Genomic DNA, 22,752 nt, shown 5'->3' with positions numbered 1-22,752 from the left:
TCCCTTGGTGTTTCGAAGAAACGGTCGGTATCTGTCCGCTCTTTCAGTCAACCGGGGTGCGATGGGCCGTGCTGGCGGGAATCGGTCGCTGCGTTGACGTGTCACCAACTAATGGGTCTATTCCGATATGGGGGAATGTGATTCGCCGTCAGGGAAATCATGCCGGTAGTAAATGAATTGGTTACCGGTCGGTAAGTGTGCTTATTGGCCGGGATAACAAACCTTGGGAATGTATTTATTGGGCGCTCTGTCCGATTACTCGCAGGTAGCTGCCTCTCGGAGTCTGCGCATCGCTGGTGAAGCGTTCAGGGGGGTGGATATTCAACCTTCAACCATCCCACCTGCACGAATGATCTTGTGGTGGCGCATGGTTGCGGATTCCGTATCAATCTGGCAGCAATTCGCGGACGTGCCAGTTAATCTAGGCGAGCTGTTTGGAAGACGACCGCGGCCACATGGTGCGCTCGCGTGCTGGACGTGGTCACGGTGCGTTGACGGGATAGCAAAAACATGACCAGAGGTCTGGGCTTGAGTATCGGTGCGGTCAATGCGATTTCGGCGGTAGTCGCCGATGATCCGGCCAAACCTGCGGTGCGCACACGACGCACCGCACTGACATTCGACGACGCGGGCAAGCCTCGCATCGGCGCAATCAACGAATTCGCCTCGGCGATCACAGATTTCGCGGATTTGACCCGTGAGCCGGAGCCGATGGTGATGGGTGGGCGGTTCTACTCGGCGACCAACCTGATCGCCGCGGTGGTCACCGGTCTGATCGAGCTGGCCGAGACACCGGCCGGGATCGTCTTGACCTATCCGGCGGTCTATACCGACAAGCAGGTCTCGCTACTCGGCCAGGCGCTGCATCTCGCGGGTGCCGGTGAGGTCCTGCTGGTGCCCGAACCGGTCGCCGCCGCGGAATGGTTGGAGATCGATCGCGGTCCCTTGGAGCCGGGCTTCGTGCTCGTCTACGACCTGGGTGCCACCAGTCTCGACCTCACGGTGTTGCGTGTCGGTCCCGACTGGCCGCACCACCCGATGGTCGGAACCCCCACGCGGTCCACCGATTTCGGGGGCAAGCCGCTCGGTGAGATGGTCGCCCGTTACGCGGGCGCACCAGGGCTCGGCCGTGCGACCCAGACCCTCACCTCCATGGTGAACATCGACGCGCTGCGGGCCGAACACATCCGCGACACCTTTCCGCTGGTCAGTAAGAGCGTCGCCGCGGCGGGTCTGCGGCTGGCCGACCTGTCTCGCATCCTCGTCGTCGGCGGGGCCTCGCGCCCACCCGAAGTCGCCCGCACCCTCGCCGAACTCGGCGTTCCGCTGGTCACCGTGGCCGATCCCGGCCAGGTGATCGCCTCGGGCGCAGCGGGTTTGGCGGCTCGCACCTTCGCGCCCGAGCAGCAGAGCGGTGGTCCGGTGCCGCAGGTCGCGGTGTTCTCCAGCGCGGCAGTCGTTTCCGCGCTAGCCATGTCGGCGATGACGGTGTTCGGCAGCCCCTTCGATCCCGGCCTGATGCCGGTTCTCGAACGGTTCCCCGTTCTCGGCGCCCCGGTCGACGCGCTGCTCTACGACATGAGTGCCGACCTCCTCGCCGCTCGAACCGCGGGCCTGGTCAGCGAGGTCGACCCGTTCACCGGTCGCATCCAGGTCGCGAGCGTGGCCGCGGCCCGCAGCGCCTACGAGAACTTCATCGCCCCCGCGACGGCACCCGGCGGTAAGTCACGTCCCGGCGCGCACAACGGTAGCGGCGCCGACCGTAGCGGTCTCGGCCATCAAAACGTCCGCAACGACTGCAAGTCGCCGGTCCTGGCCCGCACCACGTACGGCGACCCGGCCCGCTTCATCAACCCCTTACCCTTCGGCCACCAGGCCGCCCAACCCCAGAACACCCCGACCGAACCCGGCACGCCCGAACTTCCCCACAGCGGGCCGATCTCGCCCCCCGGCACGCCGGAATCCCCGGGCACTCCTACCGCACCCGGTGCGACAGACCCTGGCACTGCTCCGGCGGCCGGTACCGCGCCTGCGCCGGGGACCGCTCCGACGGACGGCACGTCCGCATCGACCGGCGGGACATCGACACCGAGTACGGGTGGTGCCTCCGTCGAAGTCGGAGGATCTGCGTCGACGGGTGGAACGGGTACCGGTACACCAGCTTCCGATCCTGGTGGATCGGGCGGAAGCACCTCGGGAGAAGCGACGACCGGCGGAACCACTGACGGCGGTGTCGCAGGAGGCTCGACCGGCGGTGGAACCACCGGCGGCACAGATTCTTCCGGCGGCGCTGCCGGTGGCGGTGCTTCGACCGGTGGCGGTGCGTCCGGCGGCGAATCCGATGGCGGTGCCTCCGGTGGGGGCACATCAGGTGGTGCCGGGGGCGGTGGCGCGTCCGGCGGTGGAGCCGACGGCGGTGCATCGGGGGGTGGTGCCCCCGGTGGCGGTGCCTCCGGTGGTGCGTCGGATGGTGGTGCGTCGGGTGGCGGTGCTTCAGGTGGTGGTGCCTCGAGTGGTGGTGCGTCCGGTGGTGGCGCCTCGGGCGGCGGTGTGTCCGGTGGTGGATCGGACAGTGGTGCGTCCTCCGGCGGTACGTCCTCCGCCGGTGCATCGTCAGGCGGTGCGTCGGGTGGTGCCTCCTCGAGCGGTGCCTCGTCTGGTGGTGCCTCCTCGGGTGGCTCCAAAGGTGGAGCGTCTTCGGGCGGCTCCGCAGGTGGTGGCGGTGGCGGTGGCGGCGGCGGCGGTTCTCGCCGCTGACCAACCGGCCACGCTGGCACAGCAGTATTGCCACGACGGAACATGCTGGCGTTCGGTGCGTCACTGCCAGGCAGTCCGAGGTCTCGGGTTGACCAGAGGCTGACAGTGCTACAGCGGTTGTCCGCATCGTCACGACGGTGAAACGGCGGTGGGTGTCGGTGGGGGCGGGCACAATAGGACGGTGGCTGAAGTCGGGGGAGCGCCGAAGCTGATCGCGCTCGATGTGGATGGGACTCTGCTGGCAACAGGGTTCGAGATCAGCGCGCGGGTGGGGGCGGCCGTGCGTGCGGCGGTGTCGGCGGGGGCGCATGTGGTGGTCACCACCGGGCGAACCCTGCTCACCACGCGCCCGGTGCTGAGCGAGCTCGGGCTCGCCGAGGGGCATGCGTTGTGTTCCAACGGTGCCGTGCACATCGACGTGGCGCGCGGCGAGCCGGTCGCGATCCAATCCTTCGATCCGGGACCGGCGGTGCTCGCTCTGCGCGCGTTGTTCCCGGAGATGGTCTTCGCCGCGGAACGGGTCGGCATCGGGATCTGGGCGACCGGGCACGGGCCGGGGGAGTTCTCGATCGGCGACTTCCAACTCGTCGACCACCGCGAGCTCGCCAGTGTGCCGACGCCGCGCCTCAACGGCTGGTGGCCCGACGGCAGCCCCGATGAAATGCTGCGCCTGCTGCAAACCTTCGACATTCCCGACGCGTCCTGGGTGCACGGTGAGTACGGCCCATGGCTCACCGTCTCCCGCCGTGGCGTGTCCAAAGGCTGGGCGCTGGAACAACTTCGGCTCCTTCTCGGCATCGAGGCCGAGGCGACGTTGGCCATCGGCGACGGCTTCAACGACCGCGAGATGCTGCGCTGGGCAGCACATTCCGTCGCCATGGCCGGATCGCCCGATGCCGTGCTGGCCCTGGCCGACGAAGTGACCGGACACGTCAGCGAGGACGGTGTCGCCACCGTCCTCGAACGCTGGTTCGTCTGAGTTCCTAGGTCGTCATCGCCACGAAGTGCGGGTTGGCCATGATCCCGAGCACATTGCCGAACGGATCGAGTACCGCCGCGGTCACGAAGCCCGTGCCCTCCCCACGTTCGGTGATCGGCTCGTACTCGGTGGCGCCCAGCTCGAGCAACCGGGCGAGGGTGGCCGCGAGATCATCGACCTGCCAGAACACCACCCCACCCCCGCCCGGCGCATTGCGCGCGCCCGCCGGGGCGTACGCGCGGTTGATGATTCCCAGCTCGGCCTGCAACGGTCCGAGCCGGAACTCGTAGTACCCACCGGGAACCTCGTAATACGGCGCGATGCCGAGGAATTCGCTGTACCAGTCCTTGGCAGCGGTGAGGTCGTCGGCGTAGTAGGTGGTGGTGGCCATTCCGCGCAGCATGTCTGCTCCATTCGGTTGTCGCTTCGGTGTGAAAACGACTTTGCCAGGCAAAGTGCTCACCAAATGAGCACTTTGTTCGGCAGAATTGCCGAGTATGCGAGCCGATAGATTGGTAGCGACCCTGTTGTTGATGCAGGCGCGCGGGCGGGTGACAGCCGCCCAGGTCGCCGCCGAGCTCGAAGTCTCGGTGGCGACGGCCCGGCGTGACCTGGAGGCCTTGTCGGCCGCGGGCATCCCGGTCTACCCGCAATCGGGTCGCGGGGGTGGTTGGTCGCTGATCGGCGGCGCACGCACAGACCTGTCCGGACTCACGGCGGGGGAGACCAGGGCGCTGTTCCTGCTCGCGGGTCCGGCGGCCCAGGCCGCGCCCGAACTGAAGTCGGCGCTGCGCAAATTGGTTCGGGCCCTCCCACACACCTTCCGTGCCGATGCGGCCGCCGCGGCCGACGCCGTTGTCGTCGATCCGGCCCGCTGGGGGCGCCCTGACCCGCAAGCACCCGCGGTGCTCGAGACTGTGCAACGGGCGGTGGTAGATCGCCGCCGCGTCCGCATCGAGTATCTGCGCAAGGGTGAACGCACGGTCCGCACGATCGATCCATGGGGCCTGGTCGAGAAGGAAACGGTCTGGTACCTCGTCGCGGGCACCGACCGTGGGCAGCGCACCTTCCGGCTGGACCGTGTCGTGGAGGTGGTCACCCTCGATGAAACAGCGGACCGGCCTGCGGATTTCGATCTACAGGCGCAGTGGTCGCAGATTGTCGAGCGGATGGAGGGCCGTCGCGCCGCCGTCGCCGCGACGGTCCTCGTCTCCGCCGGTCTCGCCCCTGTCCTGGCCGACCAACAGGGTCGCAACTGCACCCTGCTCGGCCCGACCCCGGACGGCCGGGTGCGAGCGCAGATCACCGCCGACACCGCGAAAATGCTCGCCCGTCAACTGGCGGGCTGGGGCGGGGACATCGAGGTCGTCGGCCCCGCCGAGGTCAGATCAGAACTGGTAGCACTCGGCACTCGATTGGTGCGCGACAACAGGTGAGTGTCCTGCGCAGTGCATCCACTACGCCCTGTCGATGCGCGCGGCCAGCGACCTGGCCACCTCGCCGGCCACGACCGCGTGCCCGCTCGTGGTGAAGTGGATGAGATCGTCGCTCATCAACCCGGGTCGCGACCGCAGTGGATGCGTCCAGAAGTCGGTGAGTACCGCATCGAATTCGTCGGCCATCGCCCGCAGCACCTCGTTGAGCACCATCATCTGTGACCGCATGGGTCGCATCGGTGCCATCCGTTCGACGTCCCACACGTCGGCCGTCGTGAAAATCGACAGCTGCGCCCCGGTGGCAGCCAGCGCGGTGAGGATCGTCGACAGATTCTCCCGCAGCTGATCGACATTGCCGCCTGCCGTGAACAGATCGTTGCCGCCGCAGCTGACATGCACGAGATCCGGCGCGAAATCCAGGATTTCGGACAGCTGCCGGTCGATGATCTGGCCGCTGGTCGCACCGATACGTCCCGTATTGCGGTAGGCCAGTGTGGGATTCACCGAGGCGAGGTTCGCCGCGACCCGGTCGGCCCAGCCGGTCGGGGCGTAACCGGGGCTCCGATCCCCGGTCCCCGCGGCGATGGAATCGCCGAGCACCGCGAAACGCTGCCACGGTGCCCCCGCGAGGAGTGCGGTGATCTGCTCCGGCGCCGGCACCAGTGGGTCCTCGGCCTCGACGGTGAACTCGACGGATAGTGATGTGCTGGAAAACATGTCGATCTCCTGGTTCAGTTGGTCGAACGGGCCTGTGCGGGCAAGGCGAGTACCACGGCGACGGCGATATTGATCCCCGCGCACACGGCGAACAGGATGTGGAAACCACTGAGTGGGTCGTCGGAGGTCGCCGAGAAGATCGCCGCCAGTACGGCGATACCGAGCGCGCCGCCCACCTGGCGAGCGGTGAGATTCATCCCGATGCCCGTCGCGAACTGCTGCGGTGGAACAGAATTCGCCGCCGCTGTGCCGAGCACCGTCACGACGATGCCGATACCGCCGCCGCCGAGCACGCCGGCGGGAATCCACGCCGTCCACAGCGCGGGTTCGGGCCCGAAGGCGTCGGTGCTCATCCAGGCCAGCGCGGCCGTCGACATCAGTCCACCGAGCACTCCCACCCACCGTTGGCCACGCGGTGTCGTGATCCGCCCGGTGACAACGGCGGTCACCATCGATGCCACGGCGCCGACGGTCAGCGCCGCCGCCGACTCGAGTACGGAGTAGCCCCAGATCGCGTTGAGGAAGAGCGGCCCGGCCAGCAGCCACGCGAACATCGAGGCGCCGAACAGGAACGAACCCGCGTTCGCGAGCGCGAATTGCCGCTCACGCCAGAGCTGGACGGCGACCGCGGGGTTGGCATGGCGACGCGAGCGAACCAGCGCGAACACCGTCAACGCGGTACCGCCGAGCAAGGCGACGAGCGTGCCGGGCGCGGTCCAACCCCATGACTGCCCTTCGGTGACGGCGGCCACGATCGCGCCGAGTCCGATCGCGATGGCGAGCGTGCCGAGCGGATCGGGCAGCGCCGTCTCGCCCGCCGCCTTGTCGCCGCCGGGCAGCCGCAGCCCCGGCACGATCAACGCCACCGCGATCGGCACGTTGATCAGGAAGACCGCACGCCAGCCGAACACCTCGACCAACGCCCCACCGAGCGCCGGACCGACCACCGCCGCGAACCCGCCGGCCGCCGACCAAGCGCCGATGGCGGCACCGATCTTTGCCCGAGGCGTGGCCTCCAGGACAAGTCCGAGTGCCGCGGGCACCATGAATGCCGCCGTGATGCCCTGCAGAACTCGTCCCGCGATGAGCCAGTCCGCGCCGGGCGCGAGTCCACACAGCAGTGAGGTGACGGCGAATCCGGCCAGTGCCAGGGCGAACAGACGCCGCCGGCCGAGGGCGTCGGCGATGCGACCGGCCGGGGTGAGTAGTGCGGCGAACGCGATCGCGTAGCCGCTGACGATCCAGGTCAGCGTGCCGGTGGAGGTGCCGGGATAACTCAGGGCGATCGTCGGGAACGCGATATTGACGACCGAGAGATCGAGGAAGGCGATGAATGCGGCACCCGCGGCCACTGCGAGGGTGCGGCCCGCGGCGCTGGAGTCGGGAGTCATGGTGTTGAGCGGATCTTCGGGCCGAGCTGACACGTCGGTCATGCGGAGTCCTTCGAGGGAGAGAAATAAGAACGTACGATCGTTCGTAAATAAAAGTACGACCGATCGTTCGCCTTTGCAACCCCGCGGTGGAACAATGATTCCTATGACCCAGCTGACGGAACCGAGCGACCAGCGGTTGGCCAAGGGCGCCCGCGCCCGCGCCACCATCGCCCGCCGCGCCGCGGAACTCGCTTCCGTCGAAGGCCTCGATGGCCTCAGCATCGGCCGGCTCGCCACCGATCTGGGCATCAGCAAGAGCGGCATCGCCACCCTCTTCGGCACCAAGGAAGCCCTGCAACTCGCCGCTGTCCAGGCGGGCCGCGACATCTTCATCGAGCGAGTCATCACCCCCGGCCTGCGCACCCCGCGCGGCGGAGCCCGGGTTCGCGCGATGGTCGACAACTGGTTCGCCCACATCGAGAATCCCCCCTTCCCCGGCGGCTGCTTCCGGGTGGCCACCCTCACCGAATTCAGCAGCAAGCCCGGCCCCGTGCGCGACGCCGTCGTCGCCGACCACGACGGCTGGTTGTCCTTCCTTGCCGACGAGGTCCGCAAGGCCCAAGCCATGAACGAACTCGCCGACGTCAGCCCTGATCTGCTGGTCTTCGAGCTCGACGCGATCGTGAGCGCCGCCAATATCGCCCGCCAGACCGGCGATTCGGCCCGCGTCGAGGTGGCCCGTACCATCGCGACCCGCCTGCTGTCGCACGTGCCGAGTGGGACCTAGCCCGGCGCTCTCGCGGTCTGTTGGCGCGCGTATTCAGCTCTGTCGCGACGAGAAACGCTGCTTCGTCGACTCGCTTCGGTCAGTGATTCCGGAAGTATGGGCCACTCGCCGGGAACTGGCGAGCTCGCCCGTGTTGCCGAAGTAGCGCCTGATTCCGGCCGGAATACGCGGCGCGGAGTTCTGCGATGGTGATGGCTGGGAATTCCAGGGTGGCCGGGCCGCAGCGGAGATGACACTGTTCCGACGGGGAGGCGGAACGGAACAGCGCCGCCACCGGTGAGGGTAGCGGCGCCGTCTGTGCTCCGTGTGATGAGGCCGTGTGGTGCGTGGGCACGGCCGGGATCACTGGTGGTGGCTGTGTTCGGGGGTGTGCTGTGGAGCGGTGGTGAGAGTGAAGGCGGCGGTGCGGACGACGTCGTCGTGTTCGAAATCGAGGAACAGTCGATAGGTGCCCGGGCCGGGAACTGCTGTGTGGAAGGTGATTTCGGGGCCCGAAGGGGTGACGCCGTCGCCGGGTTCGCCGTTGGGGTGCACGTGGACGTAGGCGAGGTCTCCCGCGCGAAGGATGACGAGGTGTCCGAAAGCCGCCAGGTAGGGCTGTAGATCGGTTACCGGCTCGCCGTTCTTGCGCACGGTGAGCGTCAACAGATCGCCTTCGGCGCGCAACTCGCCGTCTACCGTCACCTCGTAGCCGTCGACCTCGGTGGCGCGAGCTACCGCTGGAACAGGTTGCGGCGCATAGTGTCCCGCGATGGCCAGGTCCGCGCCGATCGTGATCGTCCGGCCGAGTGCCCGCGGGGCGATATCGGTGAACACCCGGTAGGCCCCCGCCTCCGGCAGTTCCAGCTGGATCACCCAGGTGCCGTCCGCTTCCCGCTGCGGATGCACGTGCCAGAACCCGGTCAACTCCCGTCGCGCCACGATCAGGTGCAGTTCTCGATCGTGAATCGTGTCGAACTCGGTCACGGCCGATCCATCCGGTCCGAGGATCCGAAACCGGAAGTCGATCCTGCCCGGTTCGGCGATCGCGGTATCGAGATCGAGCGTGTATCCGTCCTGCGTGATCTGCAGTCCGCCGGGTGAACCCGCATCGTGCCCGGCAGCATGTCCTGCGTGCGCGCCACTGTGTTCGGCGTGGCCGGTGGTGTGCGTGGCCGGACCGTGGTCTGCGTGGGCGGTCGTGTGCGTGGGCGCGGTTTGCTCGGCGGCCGCATGTCGTCCGTGGTCGTGGTTGTCGGCAGGGGTTCCGTGAGCGGTGTGGTTCAGGTGATCGCCGTGTGCGGGCTCGGCTGCGGTAGCGGCGTGGTCCGGGTGTCCGGCGTGGGCGTTGGTGGTCATCGTTTCGCCTCTCTCAGTTCGCTGTGCGTTGACTTGAACTATACCCCTGGGGGGTATTAAGTACAGGGGTGGAGGCGTGTGAGCTGCGGCACTGGAGTGTCGAACGCTCGGGCTATAGATATGCCGTGCTACCAGCTGCTCTGCGGATGACGATCTCGGTACGTGTGGCCCTGCTGCCGACGGTGTCCATCAGAGGGGCGGCGCGGGTCGCGGTGAGGACCTGGATGGCCTTGCACTCGCCTCCGCGAGTCCGGCCGGCGTAGATCGCAGGTCGGGCTACGACTGGTGGGGAAGTCGGCAGCCGGGATCGCGCCGGAATCAGGCGGAGAGTTCGAGATCGGCGGCGACGCCGTCGTCGTAACGGGTCCAGATCACGTCGACCAGCGCGGTGTGCGCGCCGATGACGTCGGCATGCACGACCTCGGGCGCGGCGGCGGCCAGCCGATCGGTCAGCAGCCCCGGCGCCAAGAACCACGGCGCGACGACAATGCGTTCCGCACCGCGGGCGCGCAGTTGATCCAGGGTGGGAGCGAGGCCGGGTTCGACTGTCGCGAAGCATATTTCGGTGGGGCAGCCGGTGACGGCCGCCAGTCGGCGCGCCACGACGGCGGTCCGCCGATTGGCCGCGGCATCGCGCGATCCGACAGCGGCGACGGCGATCCCCAGCGAAGGGCTACCTATCGGTCCGGTCGCCGGAGTCACCACGCTCAGTGGCGCGAGCCACGATGGTCCCACCGAGGCGTGAAGTGTGGTCGCCGTCGAGCCATGGTCCGCTGACAGCTGCGCCGACGGTTGCGAATTCGTCGCCGCCGGGGCAGTAAGTGACGGGAGCCGCCACGCCGTTGCGACCCGATCGGCGAGTGCCGAGATGAGCAGCGGATCGGGGCCGAGTACAGGTGCCTGGGTGAGTTGTAGCCGGGGGTGCCGACGGGTGGCATCGGCCAGTAGGGCCGGGAGGTCGACACGCGCGTGAAAAGCACTGCCCAGTAGGAGGGGAACGACGATCACGTCGGTGTGCCCCTGCGCGGCGAGGTCATCGACCACCTCGTCCACCGAAGGGGCGCTGAGATCGAGGAAAGCCAGCCGAACCGGGGTATCGGGCCGGGCGGCGGCGACTTCGGTGACCACGGCGGCCATGGTCGCCGCCGAACGCGGATCACGGCTGCCGTGGGCGACCGCGATCAACGCGGGCCCGCCTGCGCCGCGTGGCACCGAAACGGCACCACGCGGCGGGGCGGACAGGCGATACATCAGACCGCGGTACCGACCTCGACCGAAGCCAGCACGTCGCCGACCAGGCCGGCCGCGAGGGTGTTGCCACCGGCGGGGTCGATCAGCAGGAACGACCCGGTGTGCCGGTTGGTGCGGTAGTCGTCGGCCGGGATCGGCTCGGCCAGCCGCAGCGAGACACGACCGATGTCGTTGAGCTCCAACGACTCCGGGCTCGGCTGCGCGGTCAGCGTCTGCTCGTCGAACCGCTCCACGAGCGCGCCGACGATGGCCTGCGTGGTCTTGGCGCCGTGCTTGAGCAGCAGCCGGGCGCCGGGACGCAGACCCTTGTCGCCGAGCCAGCACACGGTCGCGTCGAAGGTGTCGATCGGCTCCGGCGCGTCGTGCGCCGAGGCGATGATGTCGCCACGCGAGATGTCGACCTCGTCGGCCAGGATCAGCGTCACGCTGCGTCCGACCTGTGCCACGGCCAGTTCGCCGTCGGGGGTGTCGATGCGCTCGACGGTGGTCTTCTTGCCCGAGGGCAGCACCACGATCTCGTCACCGGGCGAGACCGAACCCGCCGCGATCTGACCCGCGTAGCCCCGGTAATCGGGGTACTCGGCGGTGCGCGGGCGGATCACGTACTGCACGGGGAAACGCAGACCCAGCGCGTGCGTGCCGGTCGAATCCGCGTCCACCGGAACCGATTCCAGGTGCTCGATCAGCGAGGGGCCATCGTAGTACGGGGTGTTCTCGGAGCGGCTGGCGATATTGTCGCCGTGCAGCGCCGAGACCGGGATCTCGATGACGTCTTCGGTGGCCCAGCCCAGCTTGGAGGTGAGATCGTTGAACTCGGCGGAGATCTCGGCGAATACCTCGGCCGGGTTGTCGACGAGGTCGATCTTGTTCACCGCGAGCACCAGACGCGGCACACCGAGCAGCGCCAGCACGGCGGCGTGGCGACGGGTCTGCTCGATGACACCCTTGCGGGCGTCGGTCAGCAGAATCACCAGCTGCGCGGTGGACGCGCCCGAGACTGTGTTGCGCGTGTACTGCACGTGCCCCGGGGTATCGGCGAGCACGAAAGACCGCTTGGGCGTAGCGAAGTAGCGGTACGCCACATCGATGGTGATGCCCTGCTCGCGCTCGGCGCGCAGGCCGTCGACGAGCAGCGACAGATCAGGCGTGGACAGCCCACGGTCGACCGAGGCGCGCGTGACGGCGTCGATCTGATCGGCCAGCACGGACTTCGTGTCGTAGAGAAGGCGTCCGACCAGGGTGGACTTACCATCGTCGACAGAACCGGCGGTGGCCAGCCTCAATAGGTCGGACATCAGAAATAACCCTCTCGCTTGCGGTCTTCCATGGCGGCTTCCGACACGCTGTCGTCGCTCGCCCCGAGTCGGGCACTGTGCACCGCGTTCGGTCTGGTGAGTAGATCGGAACGCATCAGAAATAGCCTTCGCGCTTGCGGTCTTCCATGGCGGCTTCGGACACACGGTCGTCGCCGCGGGTGGCACCGCGTTCGGTCAGTCGGGACGCCGCGACCTCGGCCAGAATGGCCTGGTTGTCGGCGGCGTCGGAGATGATGGCGCCGGTGGTGGAACCGTCGCCGACGGTGCGGTAGCGCACCGAACGGGTTTCCAGGACCTCGTTCTCGTTCGGGCCGCCCCACACGCCGGGGGTCATCCACATGCCGTCACGCGAGTACACCGGACGCTCGTGCGCGTAGTAGATCGAAGCCAGGTCGATGTCCTCGCGGGCGATGTAGCGCCAAATGTCGAGCTCGGTCCAGTTGCTCAGCGGGAACACGCGCACGTGCTCACCCGCGGCGTGCTTGCCGTTGTAGAGGTTCCACAGCTCGGGCCGCTGACGCTTCGGGTCCCACTGGCCGAAGGCGTTGCGCAGCGAGAAGATCCGCTCCTTGGCGCGCGAACGCTCCTCGTCGCGGCGCCCGCCGCCGAAGACCGCGTCGAAACGGTGCTCGGTGATGGCGTCGAGCAGCGGCACGGTCTGCAACGGGTTGCGGATGCCGTCGGGGCGTTCGGTCAGGCGGCCGTCGGCGAGGTACTCCTCGACCGAGGCGACGTGCAGGCGAAGGCCGTAGCGCTCGACCACCTTGTCGCGGAACTCGAGCACCTCGTCGAGGTTGTGCCCGGTGTCCACGTGCAGCAGCGTGAACGGCAGCGGCGCGGGCCAGAAGGCCTTGAGTGCCAGGTGCAGCAGGACGGTGGAGTCCTTGCCGCCGGAGAACAGGATCACAGGGCGCTCGAATTCGCCCGCGACCTCACGGAAGATGTGGATCGCCTCGGATTCCAGCGCCGCGAGGGTGTCGAACTCGGTCAGGCCGAGTTCGCGTTCGGTGGTGTTGGTACTCACAGGCTCACTCCCAGTGGTGGTGATGGTCATGATTGGTGCAATCCGCATTCGGTCTTGGCGATACCGGCCCAACGGCCGCTGCGCGGATCGGATCCCGGCTCGGGCTTGCGCGTGCACGGTGCGCAGCCGATGGACGGGTAACCCTCCTCCACCAGGGGATTGACGAGAATGCCGTTGGCCTCGATGTAGGCCTGCATCTCGTCGTCGGACCACGGTGCGATCGGGTTGATCTTCACCAGGCCGAAACCTTCGTCGAACGAGATCAGCGGCGCGTTGGCGCGGGTGGGCGCCTCGACGCGGCGGATGCCGGTGATCCACGCGTTGTAGCCGCTCAGCGACCTCTTCAGCGGGACGACCTTGCGCAGCCGGCAGCACTCGGCGGCGTCACGGGCGAACAGATCCTTGCCCAGCAGCGCGTCCTGCTCGGCGACGCTGGCCTCGGGCCGCACGTTCACCACGTTCACTCCGTACACGGCCTCGACCGCGTCGCGGGTGCCCATGGTCTCGGCGAAGTGATAGCCGGTGTCGAGGAACAGCACGTCCACGCCGGGGCGGGTCTGCGCGGCCAGGTGGACCAGCACACCGTCCTGCATGTTCGAGGCGACGATGTAGCCGTTGCCGAAGTTGCGGTCGGTCCAGGCGATCAGGTCGGCGGGCGAGGCATCGGGGCCCAGCTCGGCCGCGCCCTGCTCGGCGAGCGTACGCAGTTCTTCTTCGGACATCTTCGCCGCGAGATTCGTTGTCACAGTGGGGGTCTCCTCATCGACTATCGGAGGTCGGCCTCGTCGGCGCGTACAGCCCACACCGCGAAGCGTTCCCCGGATTCCCGGTTCTTGACGAAGTTGCGGACGACGCGATCGATGTAGTCGCCGAGCTCGACGCTGGTCACCTTGTGCTGACGCAACTTCCGACCGAACGCGCTGTCCAGGCCGAGGCTGCCACCGAGATGAACCTGGAAACCCTCCACCTGATTCCCGGTGCCGTCGTCGACGAGCTGGCCCTTGAAGCCGATATCGGCGATCTGGGACCGGCCGCACGAGTTCGGGCAGCCGTTGATGTTGATGGTGATCGGCACATCGAGTTCGGCATTGATATCGGCGAGGCGCTGCTCGAGCTCCGGTGCGAGCACCTGCGAACGCTTGCGGGTCTCGACGAAGGAGAGCTTGCAGAACTCGATGCCGCTGCACGCCAGCAGGTTTCGACGCCAGACCGAGGGACGGGCCTGCAGACCGAGTGGTTCGAGCTCGTCGATCAGCGCGTCGACCTGGTCGTCGGCGATGTCGAGGACGATCAGCTTCTGGTACGGGGTGAAGCGGATGCGGTCGGAGCCGTACTTCTCGGCCGCGTCGGCGACCTTGCTCAGGATGGTGCCCGAGACGCGACCGGCGATGGGGGAGAACCCCACGGAGTTCAGGCCGTTGCGCAGCTTCTGCACACCGACGTGGTCGATCGGCTTGGCAGGCTGCTCGGGGGCGGGGCCGTCGATGAGCTTGCGCTTCAGGTACTCGTCCTCGAGGACCTGACGGAACTTCTCGATGCCCCAGTCCTTGATCAGGAACTTCAGCCGGGCCTTGGTACGCAGGCGGCGGTAGCCGTAGTCGCGGTAAAGCGCGACGACCGCTTCCCACACATCGGGCACCTCGTCGAGCGGCACGAACGCACCGACGCGCTGGGCCAGCATCGGGTTGGTCGACAAACCGCCACCGACCCACAGATCCAGACCGGGGCCGTGCTCGGGATGGTTCACGCCGACGAAGGCGATGTCGTTGATCTCGTGCACCACGTCCTGCTGGCCCGAGATCGCGGTCTTGAACTTGCGGGGAAGGTTGGAGTACTCCTTCTTCCCGATGTAGCGCTTGACGATCTCGTCGATCGCCGGGGTCGGGTCGATGATCTCGTCGAGCGACTCACCGGCCAGCGGCGAACCGAGGATCACACGCGGGCAGTCGCCGCACGCTTCGGTGGTGTGCAGACCGACCGACTCGAGCCGACGCCAGATCTCCGGGACGTTCTCGACCTGGATCCAGTGGTACTGGACGTTCTCGCGGTCGGACAGATCGGCGGTGTCGCGGCCGAACTCGGTGGAGATCTGTCCGACGGTGCGCAACTGGGCGGCGCTGAGGGCGCCCGCGTCGCAACGCACCCGCATCATGAAGTACTTGGCTTCGAGCAGGTCGATGTTGTCGTCGTCGGTGAAGGTGCCGTCGTAGCCCTCTTCACGCTGGGTGTAGAGACCCCACCAGCGGAAACGGCCACGCAGGTCGGCCTTGTCGATCGAGTCGAAGCCGCCCTTGGCGTAGATGTTCTCGATGCGCGCGCGCACATTGAGCGGGTTGTCGTCCTTCTTGGACTGTTCGTTCGGGTTCAGGGGCTCGCGGTAACCGAGGGCCCACTGGCCTTCGGAGCGGCGGCGGACCGGCTTTCCGGTGCGGGCGCGCGGTGCGACCGGGGCATCGGTGCTCGGGCGGGCCGGGCGCTGGGCAGCTGAACGCTCAGTGCGGGCCTGCGCCGTCGACTGTTCGGTCGAACCGGCGTCGGTGCTCGACGTCATGGTGGGGTCGCTCCTGCGGGGTGGTTGGACATCCGTGCTGAAGGCGCGAGGGGCTGGCTCGCGTCAGGCGGTCAGCGGGCCGATGAAAGTCGAAGGCACCGGGGGATGACCCGGGCGTGGACGCCGCTGCGCTACCGGTGGAAACCGGGCCGACAACAGGCGCTACAGACACGCTGGAAGTCGACGTGGCGACGGGCCACGAGTCGTACTCCAGTTGCGTGCATGTGCCTATTGTGCCACGTCAGCCTGGTCGTTCCGACAGCAAGGAGATATTTCCCGCACTTTTGGGGGAAATTCCCTGGACGGGCGTCCTGTTCTGTGACGGGGGTCATAGCCCGCCGTCCGGAACCGACTTGTGATACGCCCGAGCGGGCGCGTGTGCGGTGTCGCACAGCTCGGTTGACCTGGAGCGCGCTCGAGGTTGCACAGTAGTGCCATGAGCAACGACGCCACTGCCACCGGTCAGACCCCCGCCGATCTCGACGCCGAACTCGCGGCCATCCGCGCCGTCGTGGACACCATCGCGCACGCCCAGGCCAACGAATTGGCCGAGGAGTTCGTCGCCGTCTTCCGCGAAGACGCGATCTGGACCACCGGCCACGGCAAGCGCCTGTTCGGCCGCCCGGCCATCGCCGAGTTCACCGCTCAGGTGCTGCCCGGCGCGACGACGCACGGCTCGGCGACCTACGAGGTCGAGCACGTGCTCTTCCTGCGGCCCGATGTCGCCGCCGTCAAGATCCGCCAGAGCTACTTCACCCTCGACGGCGAGCTGTCCGGTCAGGGCACGCCGATGTATGTGATGACGAAGGAGGACGGCGCCTGGGTGCTCACCGCCAACCAGAACACCCCTGTCGTGACGGACTGACGCGAGAGGGGTCGCGCGGGGCGCAGTACCAGGGCCCGGCAGACTGGAGGAGTGACTACCAGCGCTGCTTCCGGGCCTCCCGGCGTGACACCGGCCGATGCCGATCGGCCGGTGCTGCGCGATTTCGGGGGCGGCGCGTTCGGGGTGTACGTGCACGTGCCGTTCTGCGCCACGCGCTGCGGGTACTGCGACTTCAACACCTATACGGCGGGGGAGTTGGGTACTTCGGCCTCGCCCCAGTCGTGGCTGGAGGCGTTGCGCGGTGAGCTCGCGACCGCCGCGGCCGAGTTCGGTGCCCTGCCGAGCGCGACCCCTGACGTATCGACGATCTTCGTCGGCGGGGGGACGCCGTCGCTGCTCGGTGGCGACGGTCTGGCCTCGGTGCTGGATGCGGTGCGGGCGAACTTCACCCTGGCCGTCGGCGCCGAGGTGACCACCGAATCCAACCCGGAATCCACCTCGCCCGAGTTCTTCGAGCGGCTCCGCGCGGCCGGATACACCCGGATCTCGCTCGGTATGCAGTCCGCCGCACAGCACGTGTTGAAGGTGCTCGACCGCACGCACACCCCGGGGCGCGCGGTCGCCGCGGCGAAGGAAGCGCGCGCGGCCGGGTTCGATCACGTGAACCTCGACCTGATCTACGGCACTCCCGGCGAGACCGACGCTGATCTGGACCTGAGTCTGGACGCGGTGCTGGCGGCCGGTGTCGATCATGTCTCTGCCTACTCCCTGATCGTCGAAGACGGAACCGCGTTGGCACGCAAGGTCCGGCGTGGTGAACTGCCCGCACCTGACGACGATGTCCTCGCCGCCCGCTACGAACGCATCGATGCTCGCCTCGCCGCCGCCGGTCTGACGTGGTACGAGGTATCCAATTGGGCCGCAAACGATTCCGCCCGCTGTCGGCACAACCTCGGCTACTGGGACGGTGGTGACTGGCTCGGGGCGGGCCCCGGCGCCCACAGCCACGTCGGCGGCGTTCGCTGGTGGAATGTCAAACACCCCGCCCGCTACGCCGACCGGGTAGCCCTCGGCGGCCTCCCCGCCGCGGGCTGGGAAGCCCTCACCGACGACGAGCGCTACACCGAACACCTCATGCTCACGGTCCGCCTGCGCACCGGCCTGCCCCTCGCCGACCTGGCCCCGTCCGCCGCCCCCGCCCTCGACCGGATCCTCGCCGACGGCCTCGCCCGCATCACCGGCGACAACTTGGTGCTCACCGACCGAGGGCGTCTCCTCGCCGATGGCATCGTCCGCGACCTTCTCGACTGACTCATTCCCATTCCGCCCGCTGGGGAATCGCGCGGCGGTGATGTCAGCGTGATCTGAATTTCGAGATTTTTCGCCCTGGGGATCGGCACCAGAGAATGCCCGGTCATAGTGGGGGAACAATCCGATGCACACCTGATGAGGGGCCCGGAACAGTGGGGTGCTCTAAGGGTATGTTCGGTATGTTCGGGGTGGAAGATAACGATTAGGGGCGTAAGCTTCAACTCGATCCTAGGGAGTTATATGTCCACCGAACGGCACATCACCCTCGTCCACGAGCAGAGCGAATTCGCTGAAGCGCGCTCCGCTGAGAAGGCGGAGACCGCGCGTCAGTGCGCAGTCGCCGCGAGGACGGTCGCGTCGCACTCCAACGACGCCGACGACTGCGGCTCGCTGCTGGCGATGCTCGGCCTGGATGCCCTCGCGGGCAAAGAGGTCGGCGCTCCCGACTCGGCCGCTCGCTGCGGCGCAGCTGCCCGAGTCTGATTCAGCATCGGCCGCCCGACCGGGCGGCCATTGCTGAAGAATCCCGTCGACTCGCTGACATCGCCGTCAGCCCCGAGTCGCCGGTGAGCGCTGCTCGCCGGGCACGAAGTCATCGCCACCCCCGATTACGCCACCTGCTACCGCCGGTCGTGGCTCACCGAGCAGTTCCGCGGTATTCGCCGACGTGATCAAGTACTCCGGCAGGCCTCGCACGGCTTCCATACCGGGTGTCGGCACTGTCTGTGATGCCGCGCACTGGAAGTAGCGATCGACCGACTTGGCTGGGGTATAGCCCGACGGTGGGTTGGCCCCGATGACCGGGCCTGCCGATCCAGGAATGCTGTGCCCGATATGTGGCCTCGACACGTCGTGCTGACCAGGCGGCTGGTATCGCGGAGCGCTCCCCGAGGTTCGGTCACAAGAACCCCTCATGCTGGCGGTCGGCCCCGTACGCCCAGTCGCTGAGTCAGTCGATGGATCGCGCCCCGCCGAATCGACCGCGGGGTCGATGGCCGCCGCGAAATTCCCGGGAGGCGCTGCGGGCGACCCTGAGCCGCCGGGTGTGATCAACGCAGCCGGGCCGCTCGGCAGTGTCGCGCCGGTGACACCCGCTGGCGCCGAGGCCACGGTCGTAGCGCTGCCCGAACGCGTCGCCCCGTCATCGGATTCCGCCGACCGGCTGTCGAGTCTGTCCGAACCGCCGGTCGGAACTCCTGTTTCGCGACCATCGCGTCCCATCGTTTCCGAATCCGCGATCGCTCTGATCAGGTCCGAGCTGTCCCCGGTCGCGGCGAACGGGTTCTCCCCGGCTCCTGCCGAGACCTCGCCCGGCGGCCACGCACGCCTCTCTCCTCGCGATTGCCCCGCCGTGCCGATCAGCAACTGTCGATCGCTCGATCTGCCGGAGTCGAACGGCCGAAACGGTATGGGCAGCAACGGAATACGAGAGACCAGCTCGGCGAACGGCAACACATACCGCTCCCGCATCGCGGCTCGCGCGTCCTCCTCCGCGACCGAGGTCGCACCGTGCGTCGATGCTGAACCCGTGGCGTGAACCGCCCTGCTCGCCGACCACGCCGCAGCGTCGGAGCCCCCGGCGACCGGCGACCCGACCGCGTATTTGGTCGCCACGATCGCCTCGGCAGCCGCCCGAACGACACTCGGCAACTCCTCCAAAGCGAGCGTCAGATCGTGCGCTCGCGCGACATAGCCTTCGACCGCGGAGCCAGCCGCGGCGGCGCCCACGCCCGACCAAGCCAGGGCGAGCGACCCATCCACCGCGTGTCGGAAGGCGTGTAAGCCGTCGTCCCACCACCGGGCGATCTGCTCGAACCGGTCCGCTTGCGTCAACGCGTCGGTCACCTCGAGCGCCGCGAATGCCGCGACGATCTCGTGGTGTCGCCAAGAATGTGTGTTCTCTCCTCCGCCGGGAACACCCGATTCGATGGGGTCGCTCGAATAGTCCGGATATGTGTTCCCGCCGCCCCGAATACCGCTCGGCGCGTGGGCGGTCACACTGACTCCATGGAAATCCGCTGTCCTGCAGAGGTTTCCGCCGAACGAAGTCGATAAGACCACTCTTCGTCGGCAACCACCATCAGATCGCGCGCATCACGGAACGACTGGCGAATATCGCCCACGACCCGTGAATGCGCGTCCAATACGGCCGCGATGCTGTTCTCCTTCGCCGCTGCCACGGAACGCAAGCGCGCCACCAGAGCGGAACCGGATATCAACCGCGCTTGCGCCTCGCCCAATCCCCACTGCGTCTGATCGCCGACTTCCACGGCAAGTGCCCGAATCCGCGCGATCACCCGCAGAAATTCCGCACATGCATCGTCGATTCGGGCGAACTCCGCCGGCCGCACCGCGACCGCGCTCGACCCGATCTGCCGCACCTCGCCGGCCCCACCCTGATGCACCACAGTTGCCTCCCCGCGCCACGTGCCGATAGCCGAAAATTGCTGGTAGATCCCCTGATCCAGTCCCGAAACTACGCTCGCCCCCCGAGCCCGACAACCCCCGAAACCGTATCTGTGGACAACTAGGGCCTGTGGATAACTCGCCGCCGCGCTCGACCGAGTCGGCGGGCCGAATCCCGCCCCCACAGCCGGATATCCCCGTGTGACAGTTCGATGCCGGACAGCCGTGCGATCCGGGGATCGAGAACAAGACAATTAGACTGGACAACAAGACGCTGCGAGCGTCGACGTGCGACCCTGTGCGAACGCAGCACGGCAGGCGTGACGTACCAGGCACGAGCGAGGAAGGTGGGGTCGATGGCGTCGAGCACCGAGGATCGACGTTTCGAGGTCCTGCGAGCGATCGTCGCGGATTACGTCGCCACCAAGGAACCGATCGGCTCCAAGTCCCTCGTGGAACGGCACAACCTGGGTGTTTCCAGTGCCACCATCCGCAACGACATGGCGGTGCTCGAGGCCGAGGGCTACATCACCCAGCCGCACACGAGCTCGGGGCGCATCCCCACCGACAAGGGGTATCGCGAGTTCGTCGACCGGATCGCCGAGGTGAAACCGCTCTCCGGCGCCGAACGTCGGGCGATCATGGAGTTCCTCGAGTCCGGTGTCGACCTCGACGACGTCCTGCGTCGCGGCGTGCGCCTGCTGGCCCAGCTCACCCGCCAGGTCGCCGTCGTGCAGTACCCCACGGTCTCGGCCGCGATCGTGCGCCACATCGAGGTCGTCGCACTCAACCCGGCCCGTCTGCTGCTGGTGGTGATCACCGACACCGGCCGCGTCGACCAACGCATCGTCGATCTGGGCGCGGTGATCTCCGACGAGGATCTCGCCGCCGTGCGCGGCCTGCTCGGCGGCGCCATGGACGGAAAACTGCTCTCGGTGGCCAGCGCCGCGGTAGCCGGGGTGCCAGAACGCGCGCCGGCCAAGATTCGTGACGTGCTGATCCGGGTCTCCACCGTCTTGGTGGAGACGCTGGTCGAGCATCCCGAAGAACGCCTGGTCCTCGGCGGCACCGCCAACCTCACCCGCAATGTCGCCGATTTCGGCTTCCCCGGCTCCCTGCGCACCGTGCTGGAAGCTCTGGAAGAACAGGTCATCGTGCTCAAACTGCTCGCCGCCGCGCAGCAGCCGGGTCAGGTGATGGTGCAGATCGGCGAGGAGACCCAGGTCGAGCAGATGCGCGGCACCTCGGTGGTCTCCACCGGCTACGGCGCGGCCGGTGCAGTACTGGGCGGTATGGGCGTGCTCGGCCCCACCCGCATGGACTACCCGGGCACCATGGCCTCGGTGGCGACCGTCGCCCGCTACATCGGCGAGGTGCTCGCCGAAAGGTGAAGCCAGCGCGGGAACGACAACAACCGGACTGTTAAGGTCGATACTTCGGCCGGTAAAGTTGAGTGGATTCGACTAAAGGATGCGCCCGGCGCTCGGCCGGCCCACACCGACCAAGGACTAGAGAACTCACGTGGCACGGGATTACTACGGACTGCTCGGCGTCGGCAAGAATGCCACCGACCAGGAGCTCAAGCGCGCTTACCGCAAACTGGCCCGCGAACTGCACCCCGATGTGAACCCGGACGAGGGTGCACAGGCCCGCTTCAAGGAAGTCTCCACCGCCTACGAGGTGCTGACCGACCCCGAGAAGCGCCGGATCGTCGACCTCGGTGGTGACCCGCTCGAAAACGGCGGCGGCGGAGCAGGATTCAACGGTGCGGGCTTCGGCGGTCTCGGCGACGTCTTCGAGGCCTTCTTCGGCGGGATGAGCGGCCAAGGCGGTGGCCAGCGCAAGCCGCGTGGCCGCGTGCAGCCCGGCGCCGACTCGCTGATCCGCACCAGGCTGAGCTTGGCCGAATGCGCGGTCGGCGTCACCAAGCATCTGACCGTCGACACCGCGATCCTGTGCGATGTCTGCGTGGGCTCCGGCACCAACGGCAACTCCAAGCCGATCCGCTGCGAGACCTGCGACGGCGCGGGCGAGGTGCAGTCGGTGCAGCGTTCGTTCCTCGGCCAGGTGCTCACCTCGCGTCCCTGCCCCACCTGCCGTGGCGCCGGCGAGACCATCCCCGACCCCTGCAACAAGTGCGGTGGCGACGGCCGAGTGCGCGCTCGTCGTGAGATCGCCGCGCCCATCCCGGCCGGTGTCGCCAGCGGTATGCGGGTTCGCCTGGCCGCTCAGGGCGAGGTCGGCCCCGGTGGCGGCCACGCCGGTGACCTCTACGTCGAGGTCGTCGAGCAGCCCCACGACACCTTCGTTCGCGACGGTGACGACCTGCACTGCACCGTCCGTGTACCGATGGTCGACGCGATCCTCGGCACCACCGTGGTCGTCGACACCATCCTCGACGGCCCCACCGAACTCACCATCGCGGCGGGCACCCAGCCCGGCGAGGTCATCCAGCTGCGTGCGCACGGCATGCCGCGCCTGCGTTCTGGCGCGCGTGGCGACCTGCTCGCTCACCTCGACATCGTGGTGCCGAGCAAGCTCGACGGCAGGCAGACCGATCTGTTGCGCAAGTTCAAGGGCATGCGTGACAAGGATCGCGCCGAGGTGATGTCTACCCAGTCCGAGCACAACAGCGGCCTGTTCGCCCGGCTGCGCGCGTCGTTCAGCGGACGCTGAGGCC

General features: G+C 67.7%; 20 protein-coding genes. 10 read left to right on the top strand and 10 right to left on the bottom strand.

Annotated features, from left to right (window positions below; genetic code table 11):
- Positions 1–510 precede the first annotated feature (510 nt).
- Together IBJ82_RS26435 and IBJ82_RS26430 are read left to right on the top strand one after the other, a co-directional pair.
- Positions 511–2,757, top strand: coding sequence for an Hsp70 family protein (locus IBJ82_RS26435; RefSeq protein WP_194828682.1), 2,247 nt, complete (start codon positions 511–513; stop codon positions 2,755–2,757).
- A gap of 181 nt (positions 2,758–2,938) precedes the next feature.
- On the top strand, positions 2,939–3,736 hold the full coding sequence (locus IBJ82_RS26430) for an HAD family hydrolase (protein WP_370585489.1): 798 nt from the start codon (positions 2,939–2,941) through the stop codon (positions 3,734–3,736).
- A 4-nt stretch (positions 3,737–3,740) separates the two neighbouring features.
- Here IBJ82_RS26430 and IBJ82_RS26425 read toward each other — a convergent pair whose 3' ends face one another.
- The gene (locus tag IBJ82_RS26425; protein WP_194828681.1) at positions 3,741–4,139 is read right to left on the bottom strand and encodes a VOC family protein; all 399 of its coding nucleotides are present in this window, start codon (positions 4,137–4,139) and stop codon (positions 3,741–3,743) included.
- A gap of 94 nt (positions 4,140–4,233) precedes the next feature.
- On the opposite strand from IBJ82_RS26425, the gene IBJ82_RS26420 reads away from it, so the two are divergent.
- Positions 4,234–5,172, top strand: a complete 939-nt coding sequence (locus IBJ82_RS26420; RefSeq protein WP_194828680.1) for a YafY family protein — start codon at positions 4,234–4,236, stop codon at positions 5,170–5,172.
- A gap of 21 nt (positions 5,173–5,193) precedes the next feature.
- Here IBJ82_RS26420 and IBJ82_RS26415 read toward each other — a convergent pair whose 3' ends face one another.
- Both IBJ82_RS26415 and IBJ82_RS26410 read right to left on the bottom strand, forming a co-directional pair.
- Positions 5,194–5,889, bottom strand: a complete 696-nt coding sequence (locus tag IBJ82_RS26415; protein ID WP_194828679.1) for an SGNH/GDSL hydrolase family protein — start codon at positions 5,887–5,889, stop codon at positions 5,194–5,196.
- A gap of 14 nt (positions 5,890–5,903) precedes the next feature.
- A complete protein-coding gene (locus tag IBJ82_RS26410; RefSeq protein WP_194828678.1) occupies positions 5,904–7,322 on the bottom strand; it encodes an MFS transporter in 1,419 nt (472 codons plus the stop codon).
- Between the two features lie 103 nt (positions 7,323–7,425).
- Between IBJ82_RS26410 and IBJ82_RS26405 the strand changes: the two genes are divergently transcribed.
- Positions 7,426–8,049, top strand: a complete 624-nt coding sequence (locus IBJ82_RS26405; protein WP_194828677.1) for a TetR/AcrR family transcriptional regulator — start codon at positions 7,426–7,428, stop codon at positions 8,047–8,049.
- Positions 8,050–8,391: 342 nt separating this feature from the next.
- On the opposite strand, the gene IBJ82_RS26400 is transcribed toward IBJ82_RS26405, so the two are convergent.
- The 6 genes from IBJ82_RS26400 to IBJ82_RS26375 form a co-directional block, all read right to left on the bottom strand.
- Complete coding sequence (locus tag IBJ82_RS26400) at positions 8,392–9,387, bottom strand: hypothetical protein (RefSeq protein WP_194828676.1); 996 nt, start codon at positions 9,385–9,387, stop codon at positions 8,392–8,394.
- A gap of 318 nt (positions 9,388–9,705) precedes the next feature.
- On the bottom strand, positions 9,706–10,638 hold the full coding sequence (locus IBJ82_RS26395; protein WP_194828675.1) for a sirohydrochlorin chelatase: 933 nt from the start codon (positions 10,636–10,638) through the stop codon (positions 9,706–9,708).
- The gene (locus IBJ82_RS26390; protein ID WP_194828674.1) at positions 10,638–11,933 is read right to left on the bottom strand and encodes a sulfate adenylyltransferase subunit 1; all 1,296 of its coding nucleotides are present in this window, start codon (positions 11,931–11,933) and stop codon (positions 10,638–10,640) included. The genes IBJ82_RS26395 and IBJ82_RS26390 overlap by 1 nt, the downstream gene beginning before the upstream one ends.
- Before the next feature lie 115 nt (positions 11,934–12,048).
- The gene (gene cysD, locus IBJ82_RS26385) at positions 12,049–13,026 is read right to left on the bottom strand and encodes a sulfate adenylyltransferase subunit CysD (protein ID WP_228537684.1); all 978 of its coding nucleotides are present in this window, start codon (positions 13,024–13,026) and stop codon (positions 12,049–12,051) included.
- Entirely contained in the window at positions 13,005–13,700 is a 696-nt protein-coding gene (locus tag IBJ82_RS26380; RefSeq protein WP_194828782.1) for a phosphoadenylyl-sulfate reductase, read from the bottom strand. Before IBJ82_RS26380 ends, cysD begins: the two co-directional genes overlap by 22 nt.
- Before the next feature lie 44 nt (positions 13,701–13,744).
- Positions 13,745–15,529, bottom strand: a complete 1,785-nt coding sequence (locus tag IBJ82_RS26375) for a nitrite/sulfite reductase (protein ID WP_194828673.1) — start codon at positions 15,527–15,529, stop codon at positions 13,745–13,747.
- A 436-nt stretch (positions 15,530–15,965) separates the two neighbouring features.
- On the opposite strand from IBJ82_RS26375, the gene IBJ82_RS26370 reads away from it, so the two are divergent.
- From IBJ82_RS26370 to IBJ82_RS26355, 4 genes are all read left to right on the top strand, one after another.
- A complete protein-coding gene (locus IBJ82_RS26370) occupies positions 15,966–16,394 on the top strand; it encodes an SgcJ/EcaC family oxidoreductase (protein ID WP_194828672.1) in 429 nt (142 codons plus the stop codon).
- 84 nt (positions 16,395–16,478) lie between these two features.
- Entirely contained in the window at positions 16,479–17,666 is a 1,188-nt protein-coding gene (gene hemW / locus IBJ82_RS26365; RefSeq protein ID WP_370585495.1) for a radical SAM family heme chaperone HemW, read from the top strand.
- 240 nt (positions 17,667–17,906) lie between these two features.
- Positions 17,907–18,149, top strand: a complete 243-nt coding sequence (locus IBJ82_RS26360; protein WP_194828670.1) for a hypothetical protein — start codon at positions 17,907–17,909, stop codon at positions 18,147–18,149.
- A 601-nt stretch (positions 18,150–18,750) separates the two neighbouring features.
- Positions 18,751–19,203 carry a hypothetical protein gene (locus IBJ82_RS26355; protein ID WP_194828669.1) on the top strand — a complete coding sequence of 151 codons (453 nt, stop codon included), beginning with the start codon at positions 18,751–18,753 and terminating at the stop codon, positions 19,201–19,203.
- A gap of 457 nt (positions 19,204–19,660) precedes the next feature.
- Here the strand turns inward: IBJ82_RS26355 and IBJ82_RS26350 are convergent, their stop codons facing one another.
- Positions 19,661–20,074 (bottom strand): hypothetical protein, encoded by a 414-nt coding sequence (locus IBJ82_RS26350; RefSeq protein WP_194828668.1) that lies wholly within the window; start codon positions 20,072–20,074, stop codon positions 19,661–19,663.
- Positions 20,075–20,428: 354 nt separating this feature from the next.
- On the opposite strand from IBJ82_RS26350, the gene hrcA reads away from it, so the two are divergent.
- Both hrcA and dnaJ read left to right on the top strand, forming a co-directional pair.
- The gene (gene hrcA, locus IBJ82_RS26345) at positions 20,429–21,463 is read left to right on the top strand and encodes a heat-inducible transcriptional repressor HrcA (RefSeq protein WP_194828667.1); all 1,035 of its coding nucleotides are present in this window, start codon (positions 20,429–20,431) and stop codon (positions 21,461–21,463) included.
- Positions 21,464–21,593: 130 nt separating this feature from the next.
- The gene (dnaJ, locus tag IBJ82_RS26340; RefSeq protein WP_194828666.1) at positions 21,594–22,748 is read left to right on the top strand and encodes a molecular chaperone DnaJ; all 1,155 of its coding nucleotides are present in this window, start codon (positions 21,594–21,596) and stop codon (positions 22,746–22,748) included.
- Positions 22,749–22,752: the final 4 nt, after the last annotated feature.

It is taken from the genome of Nocardia sp. XZ_19_231 (assembly GCF_015355705.1).
In the GTDB taxonomy this organism is placed as follows: domain Bacteria; phylum Actinomycetota; class Actinomycetes; order Mycobacteriales; family Mycobacteriaceae; genus Nocardia; species Nocardia salmonicida.
The sequence above is the reverse complement of the archived record's forward strand: the minus strand, read 5'-3'. Positions and strand labels throughout refer to the sequence as shown.